Here is a 10,955-nt window from a genome sequence, read left to right as displayed (position 1 = left end):
TGGCGGTTGAAAAACCGCTCAATTCGGCGAATGACCGACGACGCCCCTGCGCTTCCCGGGAAACGCTCAGCCAGCTCCCCATGCCGGACGTCCTTGGCTTGAAGGAGTGCCAGGACAACGAGAGAAAGCAGTTCCACTTGGTTTTTGCGGTACTCCGGGAAATGAGCACAAAAGCAGCGCGTCAGATGGGTCAGCGTGGCAGGGGACGCGTTCTGTTTTGACGGATCAGACGGGAGATTTCAACCCCTCAACAAAGTGTCGGGTACTGAGCCAGGCAACATATCCAAGCAAAGGAAACGCCCCAGCCAATGCCGGGGCGTTCTTTGGTCGCGTTCGTGTTTAGCGGCTGCTGCTGAACAATCGCAGGATAAAGAGGAACATATTGATGAAGTTGAGGTACAGCGACAATGCGCCGTTGATGGCGGCCCGCTCGGCCATTTCGCCCGAGATACCGCTGAGGGCCATCTTGCGGAGCATCTGCGTGTCGTAGACGGTCAGGCCTGCGAACAGCAACACGCCGACCACGCTGATGATCAGGGAAAAGACGCTGCTGGCAAAGAAGATGTTGACCAGCATGGCGATGAAGAGGCCGATGATGGCGAACAGGAAGAACCGGGCAAATCCGCTCAGGTCACGCTTGACGGTAAAGCCGAGGATGCTCATGACGCCGAAGGTTCCGGCAGTGGTAGCGAAAGCACTGATGACGGCGGCGGGGCTGTAGGCGAACAGCAGGGCGCTGAAGGTCAGGCCCGTGAGGACGGCATAGACCATGAACAGCACGCCAGCCAGAGCGCTGCTCATGCGCTGTACGAGGCCCGCCAGCACAAAAACGATAGCCAACTGCGCCAGCAGCAGCGGCAGGCGCAGACCCATGACCTGCATCGCCAGGGTTTCGTTCTGGGCGGTGAAATAGGCGACTCCGGCAGTCAGGGCCAGTCCGGCAGTCATCCACGAGTACGTCCTTGCCATAAAGGTTCGGACAACATTTTCCGTCTGGACATTGGTGGTCGGGAAGGATTGCATACGCCCTAGCATACGGGGCGACGACTTAAAAAGTTCCCCAAGTGCGTGAAGTGCCCTTGAGTCTGACCGGGCAGTTTGTCCTTGCATTCAGACCGGGATGACTGGTGTTTGGCCGGCCCGCTCAGCGGCGCACCAGCAATGCCAGCGGGAAATCTTCCAGTACCTTGCCCAGCGCCACTTTATCGCCGCGCACGCGCACGGTCTGCCCGGTCAGCAGGTTGTCGTAGGTGCCGGGGCGGGGCATAGACAGTTGGCGGTTGCCCCAGACTTCCCCGGTGGCCCACGGCGTTTTTTCGCGGGTCAGGCTCAGGCTCAGGCGGGGGGCCACCGTCACGGCCACGCGGCCCCTGTCTGCCCCAGTCGAATCGACAGCGGCGCGTGCAAAGGCCAGCAGGTATTTTCCGGCCTCGATGGGGCGGTAGGTGCCGTGCCGGAACAGGTCGGGATGCTGGATTCTGGCCTGCAAGCCTGCCCATGTCACCAGCAGTTTCACGCCGCCGTCGGCGTAGTTGTCCAGCAGTTCGGAGGCCAGCCGCAGCCCGTCCGAGCTGTGCCGTTTTTCGATGCGCCCCAGCAATCTGCCGAGGCGGGCATAGTCCACCGGGCGGCGGTTGTCGGGGTCCACCAGACTCTGGTTCCAGCCCTCGGCCCCCTGATAGGTGTCGGGCACGCCGGGAGCGGTCAGGCGCACTAGCGCGGCGCTCAGGCCGTTTTGCGCCCCATACGGGCTGATGCGGGTGTGCAGCTCCCGGAGGCGCTCCATGTAGCGTTCATTGGCCAGCAGGCCGCGCACCATGCCTTCCAGCGCCGCCTCATATTCCTCGTTGGGGCTGGCCCAGCTCGTTCGCAGCTTGGCTTCCCGCGCCGCCTTTTGCAGGTAAGCCACGATCCGGTCAGGAAAATCGGTCAGGTGGCCGTCCAGCGGATAGGCTCCCAACACCGTTTGCAGCAGGGTGTAGGTGTCGGGCGCATTCGGAGCGCGGCCCAGATCGAGGTCGGTTTCCAGCGTCCTGAGCAGCGGCGACCACTCGCTGAGGTGCGCCGCCCACGTCTGGGGCATCTCAGACAGAACGCTGATGCGGGCGCGGGTATCTTCGCCTCGTTTGGTGTCGTGGGTGCTGAGGGCCAGCATCGCGGCGGGCCAGTGTTCGGCGCGGTCTCTGGCCGCCGCATGAAAAGACTTCGGCGGCGTGCCGAACAGCGCCGGGTCGCCGCCCACCTCGTTCAGAGACAGCAGGCGCGGGTAGCGGTAAAAGGCCGTATCTTCGGCCCCTTTGGCCGTCACCGGGCCAGTGAGCTGCTGAAAGCGCAGGGCAAAGTCGGCGTAGGCTTCACGGGTGGCCTCGTCGGGTGCGTCCAGCGTCAGGACAGTCCGCAAAAAATCGAAGACGCTGGCATCCACCGCCCCGCCCCCCTGCCGGGTATGCGCCTTGGCATCGCGGATGGCGTGGTCGATCTTGGCATTGTCGCCGGGTTCGCGCTCGCCGCCCGCCCGCACGTAGGTTCGGTACACCGGAAAAGTCGCAATCACTTCACGGATGGCGTCGCGCAGGGCACTCAGCGTAAAGTCGCGGTAGCGCAGGTCGGCCTCGGCCAGCAGCGCCAGATGCTCGGTCAGCACGTTCACTTCTCCGGCCAACGACACGCGCTGAATCAGGTGTTTGCCCCGGTACAGGTGATCGCCGTACTGGTCGCGGTCTCCGGTAAAACGGCGGTAGATGGCGGTCAGTTCCTCGGCGTTGGCTCCCTCCACGAAGACGCCGCCCAACTGGGCCAGAAAGTCGTAGCCGCTGGTGCCGTGCACCGCCCACGCCTCGGGCAACCGCTCGCCGGGTTCCAGAATTTTCTCGGCTACCACGTAAAGCGGAAGCGTCGATTCCTCCTCTGCTACCCCCAAGGCCCGCGCCGCCCCCGCCTGAAGCGCCCGGAAATAGCCCGCCGGATCGAATAGGCCGTCGGTGTGATCCAGCCGGACGCCCGTGAAGACCCCATCGGCAATGAGTTCAAACAGCTTGGCGTGCGCCCACTCGAACACGCGGGGATCTTCCATTCTTAGGGCCGCGAGATCATTGATGTCGAAGAAGCGGCGGTAATTGATCTGTTCGGAGGCCACGCGCCAGTTGGCGAGGCGGTAGTTCTGCTCCTGCATCAGCCGGTCCAGCCGCTCGGGGTCGGCGTTCACCTCCTGCACGGCGGCGTCCAGCACCTTGCGTACCGCGCCGGAAGCCTCGGCCAGCGCTGCCAGTCGCCGCTCCATCACTTCCACTTCTTGGGCGCGGCCCACCCGGTCTTCGTCGGTGAGGGCCGAATCGGTAGAGCGCGGCAGGTTGGACACGCTGCGGGCAATACTCGCCAGTTCGCCGCGAATGGCCGGGGCAGTGCTGGCGGGCAGATGTTCGGTCACGCGCTCCAGCAGGGCAGCCAGACTGCGCGGCGACATGGGCAGGCGGCGTTCGTAATAGGTGAAATAAAAGCGCCCGCCGTCGCGCTCCAGTTGCAGTTCCCGGCGCTCCAGCACCCGCCCGTAGGCGTCACCCAGCACGGGCAGCAGCACCTTGCCTTCCAGCGCCCGTTTCAGGGGCGACCAGGAAATATCGAAAAAGTGGGCGTAGCGGCTGGCCTGCCCGTGCGCCAACACGTCTTCCCAGTAGCGGTTGTGCCCGCCCTGAATACCCATGTGGTTGGGTACGAAATCCACCACCACGCCCATGCCCAGCGCCCGCGCCGCCGCCGACAGCTTCCGCAGCCCCGCCTCGCCGCCCAGTTCAGGGTTGATGCTGCCGTGGTCGGTCACGTCGTAGCCGTGGGTGCTACCGGGGGCACTCGTCCACACAGGCGAGAGATACAGGTCGGTGATGCCCAGCCGGGCGAGGTAGGGCAGGAGCCGCCGCGCCGCCGCAAAATTAAAATCTTTGTGGAATTGCAGGCGATAGGTGGAGGTGGGGATGTGGGCGGTGGGTTGCGGGGTGTGGGTGCTCAGTTCGGCCAGCGTCTGGGTCATGCCTGCCCGCCCAGCAACACGGCCTCACCGGGCTTCAATCCCTCAAACTCGCTGCGGCCCTCGCTGTGCCGGATCACCTCGGCGGGCAGGGCCAGATCCAGGGTTGCCAGTGCCGCGTCCTCGTGGCCCGTATTCCAGAGCAGCAGGCGCGTTCCGGCCCCCGTCTGGTGGCGTACCCACAGAACGTCGCCCACGTGCCCCGCCTCTATATTCCGGCGAGAACGCTGGGTCAGCACCGGGTCTTCTCGCCGCAGCCACAGCAGGTCGCGGTAGAGCGCCAGCGTGCGGGCGTGTTCGCCTTCCTGAGGCTCGGCCCAGTTCAGCTTGGCCTGAGTGAAGGTGTCTTCTTTTTGTGGATCGAGGATTTCCTGGTTGGAAAACGACTCGAAGGTGCCGAATTCGCGCTTGCGACCCTCAGAAACCGCCGCACCCAGTTCGCCGTGATGATCGCTGAAAAACGGAAACGGCGCACTGGAGGCCCATTCCTGACCCTGAAACAGCAGCGGCGTCATGGGCAGCGTCAGCAGCAGCATGGACGCGCCCCGGAACGCCTGATCCGATACACGGTCCAGATGATGGACCCGGTCTCCGATGGCGCGGTTGCCCACCTGGTCGTGATTCTGAATGAAATACACCAGATTGGGCGCTTCCAGGGCATCGGCGCTCTTGCCGCGCGGCCTGTTCTCTTCGGCCCAGAACTGTCCCTCATAGACCCAGCCCCGGTTGACGGCATTCGCCAGCGCCGCCGCGCCGCCCCGGTAGGCCGAGTAGTAGCCGTCCTGGTCGCCGGTCAGGGTCACGCGCACCTCATGGTGAAAATCGTCTACCCAGATGCCATCAAGGTGGTACTCGGTGACCAGGTCCGGCAAATTGCGGTAATCCTCGGCCAGCAGCAGGTGCGAGCCGCCCAGCCTGTGCACTTCCTGCGCCAGTTCCTGCAAGATGTGGATCTCGGAGTCGTCCTGCATGGCCTGGGTCGCGTCCAGCCGCAGGCCATCAAAGCGGTAGTCGCGCAGCCACATGCGGGCATTTCCGGTGATATAGCGGCGCATATGGGTTTCGGCATAGTCCAGACCCGCGCCCCACGGACTCGAAAACCGCTCGGTGAAGTAGGTGGGGGCGTAGGCGGCAAGATAAGAGCCGTCCGGCCCGAAGTGGTTGTACACCACGTCCAGAACCACGGCCAGCCCCAGCCCGTGCGCGGCGTCTATGAAAGCTTTCAGGTCTTCGGGCCGCCCATACGGTGCGTAGGGGGAATAGAGGGCCACGCCGTCATAGCCCCAACCGCGCTCGCCAGGAAAAGCCGCGATGGGCATGAGTTCGATGGCTGTGACGCCCAATTCTGCGAGGTAGGGGAGACGCTGCTGTGCGGCGCGGTAGGTGCCTTCGGGAGTGAAGGTGCCCACGTGCAACTCGTAGAACACGCAGTCTTCCAGCTTCAGGCCCTGCCACTGGGTGTTGACCCATTCATGCTGCTCGACATCGACGATTTCGGCCTCTCCGTGGACGCCGTCCGGCAGAAACCGGGCGTAGGGATCAGGCCGGGGAACTCCGTCCAGCAAAAAAATGTAGCGAGAGCCGACGCCCACAGGCAATTCAGTTTCAAAAAACCCGTTTCCCTGCGAGTGCATGGGGTGGATCTGGCTGTTCACGCGCACCTCGACCTGCTGGGCGGTGGTTGCCCAGACCCGGAAACGGGTACCACCGTTGGGCATGGGATGTGCGCCCAGGCGGGAGGCATGCGCGGCGGCTTCGGACAAATTGGATTTCAGATTTGAGTCAGAATTCGGGTTTGAATCCGGCTGCATCATTTGGGGAATGGTCATGGTCAGTCTCCTTGAACAGGCCCACCTCACGCCAGACAAAAAGACCCGGCGTGATCGGGCGACGAACCAGCGTAAGAATTGAACGCCTGACAACAGTGAGAGCAAGGTAAAGTGCGCTTCTCCGTTGAGCGGCCTATCAGACAGACTCCTGAAGATTCTGGAGCGATGTTGCGTCCAGCAGCACAAAAACAGAGTCAGGCCCACACCCGGCGGCCTGACTCCTCAAGGTTGAGTTTAAGTGCGCTTACAGCGGTAGAGCTTCACGCTCCGGCCTCTGAGCGTCGTTTCCTCGCCTGCTTTCACAGATTCCTCGGCGTGGTCGTCGCTGGTGTCCAGCACCAGTTCCCACTCGCCGCAACTGTCCAGGTCAGGCAGCTTGAAAGGCAGGTCGATGTACGTGCCCGACAACAGCAGCAGCAGGTCGTCGTCGCGTAGAGGGTTGCCCTGCGCGTCCACATCGTCCAGCCCGTCGCCGTCCAGGAACATTCCCAGCGACTGGGTCTGCGGGTTGTACCAGTCCTCGTCGCTCATGGTCTGACCGTCGAAGCGCAGCCACACGATGTCGCTGACATCTTCGCCGCGAATGGTGCGCCCGCTGAAGAACTTGCGGCGGTGCAGGGCCGGATGCGCTTTACGAAGGGCGATCAGCTTGCGCGTGAAGGCCAGGAGTTCCTCATCGATGTTGGCCCAGTCGTACCAACTGATTTCGTTGTCCTGACAGTAGGCGTTGTTGTTGCCGCCCTGGGTGCGTCCGAGTTCGTCGCCGCCCAGAATCATGGGCGTGCCCTGACATAGCAGCAGGGTCGCCAGCAGATTGCGCTGTTGCTGGCGGCGCAGGGCATTCACTGCGGGGTCGTCGGTTTCGCCCTCTGCGCCGCAATTCCAGCTCTTGTTGTCGTTGTGGCCGTCCTGGTTGCCCTCACCGTTGGCATCGTTGTGCTTGTCGTTATAAGACACCGTGTCGCGCAGGGTAAAGCCGTCGTGGGCGGTCACGAAGTTGATGCTGGCGTAAGGCTTGCGCCCGTCGTTCTGGTACAGGTCGCTGCTGCCGGTCAGGCGGTAGCCGATGTCGCGGGCCAGTCCACCTTCACCCTGCCAGAAGGCCCGCATATCGTCGCGGTAGATGCCGTTCCACTCGGCCCAGTTGACCGGGAAATTGCCCACCTGATAACCGCCCTCGCCCACGTCCCACGGCTCGGCGATCAGCTTGACCTGACCGATGATGGGGTCCTGATGGATGATGGTAAAGAAGCCCGACAACTGATCGACTTCGTGCAGGCCGCGTGCCAGCGTGCTGGCGAGGTCAAAGCGGAAGCCGTCCACATGCATATCCGTGACCCAGTAACGCAGGCTGTCCATGATCAGTTGCAGCGTTTGCGGGTGGCGCACGTTCAGGCTGTTGCCCGTGCCGGTGTAGTCGAAGTAAAAGCGCGGGTTTTCGGCCACCAGACGGTAATAGGTGGGGTTGTCGATGCCCTTGAAGCTGAGGGTCGGCCCCATGTGGTTGCCCTCGGCGGTGTGGTTGTACACCACGTCCAGAATCACCTCTATTCCGGCAGCGTGCAGCGCCCGCACCATGTTCTTGAACTCGGGGACGGCCCCGGCTGGGTCGCCCCGCCGCGCCGCTGCCGAGTAACGCACGTCGGGCGCGAAAAAGCTGAGGGTGGAATAGCCCCAGTAGTTGGTCAGGCCCTTATCGAGCAAAAAGGGGTCGTCGAGGTGCTGATGCACCGGCAAGAACTCGATGGCCGTGATGCCTAAATCTTTGAGGTACTTGATGACCGGCTCGGTGGCGACGCCCGCATAGGTGCCACGCAGGGCCTCGGGCACCTCGGGATGGGTCATGGTCAGCCCTTTGACGTGTGCCTCGTAGATCACCGATTGGTGGAAGGGCACATTGGGTTTGGCGTCTCCGACCCAGTTAAAGCCCGGATCGACCACGATGCCCAGCGGTGCGCCGCGCTGTTCGTCGGTTTGCATCACGTCGTCGGAACCGCCCGGCACATAGCCGAACACGCCCTTTTCAAAGCGTTCGGTGCCGTCCAGCGCCTTGGCATAGGGGTCGAGCAGCACCACGTTCGAATTAAAGCGCAGTCCCTCTTCGGGGGCATATTCGCCGTGTACGCGGTAGCCGTAACGTTGGCCGGGGTTCACGCTGGGCAGGTAGCCGTGCCACACGAAAGCGGTCTGTTCGCGCACCGGAACACGGGTTTCGTTGCCATCTTCGTCAAACAGACACAGCTCGACGCTGCTGGCGTTTTCGGAATACAGGGCGAAATTGGTGCCTTTGCCGTCCCAGGTCGCGCCCAACGGATAGGGCTTGCCAGGACGAATTTTGGGCAGCGCTGAAGCTGCATCGGACGGTTGTGTATGAGGTATCGCGGTCATCGTTTGGCTCTCTTTTCTGGGCTGGGCCTAGAGGTGATATGACAGTTTTGATCTGAATCTGTACCCGTGAAGAGGTGCTTCTGTGTGAGGAGGGGTCGGTGACCTATCGTTCACTTAAGAGGTCATCACCCACGCTATTGGAAACGTTACCAGAAAGCTTTTTTTCCCTCATGGGGAGACATTACAGAAAGTTGAATTCTCAAGAACATCTCAGGAGCCTGCCTAGACGCTTTGCGAGGTAGGCCGCAGGGAGTCTGCCAGAGAATTTCAGTGTGAAAGGCACGAGAAATATCCGCCGAGAAGTCCTTCCCCGGCGGCAAAGTTCGGAATCAGAACGGGTTTTAGAATCCCAGATTCCCGCGTGGCCCCATCAGGCGGGCCAGTTTTTCGGGCGTCCAGAGTTCATAGGTGTACATGGGGTACTGTCGCTTGAAGCGGCCCACCTTGTCCCACACTTCCCGCGACTCGAAGGGCACCACCAGCAGCAGCCTGATCACACTGTCTTCGGCGTCGTACACGTAAAAATCGAAGTAGAAGGACTGCTCGCCGCCGCGCTCTGTAAACAGCGGAAAGGCGAACGGACGGTAACGCCACGCCTTGTTCTTCTCGGTCAGGATCTGGGCAGCCACGCGTTTGAGATTGCTGTCTGGAAAAGAAAGCAGTTCGCCGTCGCGGTCCTTGAAGGTCTTGGTGGGGTCGGGTGTATCAAGCTGCACCCGCTTCAGCTCCGGCAACGCCTTTTTACCGTTGATCCGGGGGGCGGGGCGGCGGCCTGTCGCCTTGGAAAATCCACCCTGCGAGAAGCTGCGCCCACCTTCCGAGCGTTGTCCCCCCGTGCGTCCGGCGGGGGCGCGGTCATCGCTGCGTTCCTCGCCGCTTCGGGCTTCCGGGTCACGGCTGCTCGCTGCGCCTCTGTTGCCACCCGGTTTGGTGCCCGTGGGCCGTACCCAACCCGACTTGGTGCCGGTTTTGGTCGAACCCAGTTTGGAAGGCCGTGCGCCCGCTTTGGCTCCTCCGGCTTTGGCCTTGCCTGCCTTGGCTGCGTCTGACCTAGCGGCTCCGACCTTGACGATGTCGGTGCGGCCAGAACCGGAGCCGGGTTTGGCTGAATCTGGCCGTCCTGAATCAGACCGGGTCTCGGACTGAGAAGATCGGCCCTGAGTCCCGCCTCTAGCTGGGCCGGTCTTGGAGGAGCCTGCTTTAGAAAAGCTGCCCTTTGCGCCAAAGCGTGAAGCACCGGGACGGGCGCTGCCTGCTCTGCCCGTTCCAGTGCTCTTGCCGCTTCCGGCGCTGCTGATTTCACTGCCGCGTGCAGTGGTACGCTCGCGGACAGGGGTGGTGTTTTCGCGGGTTGCCCCGCCCCGCCCCTGTGCCACATTGCGTTTTGGGGCGCGTCCCCGAGATCCCTTCTTTGGCCCCGTCATCCGGCCAGCATAGCCCAAAGGCGGTCAGTAGTTGGTGGTGAGTGGTCAGTGGAAAAAGATCAGAGGCCAAGGCTTGCCCCTGACCTCTAACTTCTGTACTTAAATTAGGCGGCTTTTTGAGGGGATGGCTTAGGTTTTTGCCCTTCCCACTACCTGCTGACCACTCACCACTGACTGTTTTTCTTACTTCGTCAGGCTGCGCACCAGGCTCAGATCCACAAACTTATTCAGATCCGGCACATCCCGTGCAAATCCGGCTTCCTTGTTCAGTTGCGCGTATTCGGCCAGCGTTTTGAGGTTGATATCCCACGTGACGCGGGTACGCGACAGGGCTTTAAACAGTTCGGCGGTGTTGGGGCGTTTGCCCGTAAAGCTGTAAATCTGTTCGGCAATGGCCTTCTGTGCGCCCGCGTTGCTGCCCTTGATGAAGTTGATGGCGGAGAGGTGGCCCCGCAGCAGATCCTTGACCGTTTCGGGGTTCTGCGCGGCGTACTTGGTGTTCACGACCAGGACGGTGGTGGTGTAATTTCCGCCTTCCCAGATGGCTTTTTCGTTGGCGATGAGTTTCGCGCCCTGCGTTTCCATCACTGCACCCCAGGGTTCTTGTACCAGGGCGGCGTCTACCTGTTTGGCGGCAAAGGCAGCGGGCATGTTGGCCGGGTCGATGGGCACGATGGTCACGTTGCCGCCCTCATCGCTGGCTTTCAGGCCGTTTTCGTGCAGCAGGTGGCGCAGGCTGATGTCCTGCGTGCTGCCGCGTGTGGGCACGGCGACCTTCTTACCGCCCAGGCTCTTCACGCCCTTCCAGGTCACGTCGCCGCGCCCGACCAGTACGGCTCCGGCGTTGGCCGCGCCTGCCAGGACCTGAATCGGCACGCCGCGCATAAAGGCGTTCATGGCGGGGCCGGGACCCACATAGGCGGCGTCAATCGCGCCCGCTGCAAATGCCTCGTTGATCTGCGAACCGTTGGCAAATTCCTTGACCACCAGTTTGACGCCGCTGCCCAGTTCCTTCTGAAACAGGCCGCGCTGCACCGCCACTAACCCGGCAGCATGGGTCACGTTAGGGAAGACGCCGATTCGGAGTTCTTTGGCCTGCTGTGCGCTGGCCTGCGTTGCCAGCACAGGGACGATCAGCGAGAGGGTCAGGAGGGAGAGGGGTGCAAGCTTCATGACAAGGATAATAGCAGATAAGTTGAGTAATTTTGTCAACTAGTCTGGAAGGCGCTCGGGGGTCGGCCTGCCTTCATAGGTCATTTTGCTTCCCCTCCGTCCCGGTCTCTCCGCCTACAA

General features: G+C 62.3%; 7 protein-coding genes. 1 reads left to right on the top strand and 6 read right to left on the bottom strand.

Annotated features, from left to right (window positions below):
* On the top strand, positions 1–221 hold a 221-nt coding region (locus F561_RS29655), incomplete at its 5' end, for a hypothetical protein (RefSeq protein ID WP_211214810.1).
* Positions 222–339: 118 nt separating this feature from the next.
* On the opposite strand, the gene F561_RS0111730 is transcribed toward F561_RS29655, so the two are convergent.
* The 6 genes from F561_RS0111730 to F561_RS0111705 all read right to left on the bottom strand — a co-directional run bounded on the left by F561_RS0111730 (position 340) and on the right by F561_RS0111705 (position 10,835).
* Positions 340–1,023: a Bax inhibitor-1/YccA family protein gene (locus F561_RS0111730; RefSeq protein ID WP_040380524.1), complete on the bottom strand. Its 684-nt coding sequence runs from the start codon at positions 1,021–1,023 to the stop codon at positions 340–342.
* Positions 1,024–1,144: 121 nt separating this feature from the next.
* A complete protein-coding gene (treY, locus tag F561_RS0111725; RefSeq protein WP_019010161.1) occupies positions 1,145–4,024 on the bottom strand; it encodes a malto-oligosyltrehalose synthase in 2,880 nt (959 codons plus the stop codon).
* The gene (gene treZ / locus F561_RS0111720) at positions 4,021–5,850 is read right to left on the bottom strand and encodes a malto-oligosyltrehalose trehalohydrolase (RefSeq protein ID WP_019010160.1); all 1,830 of its coding nucleotides are present in this window, start codon (positions 5,848–5,850) and stop codon (positions 4,021–4,023) included. The genes treY and treZ overlap by 4 nt, the downstream gene beginning before the upstream one ends.
* Positions 5,851–6,084: 234 nt before the next feature.
* Positions 6,085–8,238, bottom strand: a complete 2,154-nt coding sequence (gene glgX / locus F561_RS0111715; protein WP_026298842.1) for a glycogen debranching protein GlgX — start codon at positions 8,236–8,238, stop codon at positions 6,085–6,087.
* Between the two features lie 341 nt (positions 8,239–8,579).
* Positions 8,580–9,662 (bottom strand): hypothetical protein, encoded by a 1,083-nt coding sequence (locus F561_RS29950; protein WP_026298841.1) that lies wholly within the window; start codon positions 9,660–9,662, stop codon positions 8,580–8,582.
* 183 nt (positions 9,663–9,845) lie between these two features.
* Positions 9,846–10,835 (bottom strand): ABC transporter substrate-binding protein, encoded by a 990-nt coding sequence (locus F561_RS0111705; RefSeq protein WP_019010157.1) that lies wholly within the window; start codon positions 10,833–10,835, stop codon positions 9,846–9,848.
* Between the last annotated feature and the right edge of the window lie 120 nt (positions 10,836–10,955).

It is taken from the genome of Deinococcus aquatilis DSM 23025 (genome assembly GCF_000378445.1).
In the GTDB taxonomy this organism is placed as follows: Bacteria; Deinococcota; Deinococci; order Deinococcales; family Deinococcaceae; genus Deinococcus; species Deinococcus aquatilis.
Note: the sequence above shows the minus strand (reverse complement) of the source record. Positions and strands in the feature narration are given on the sequence as shown.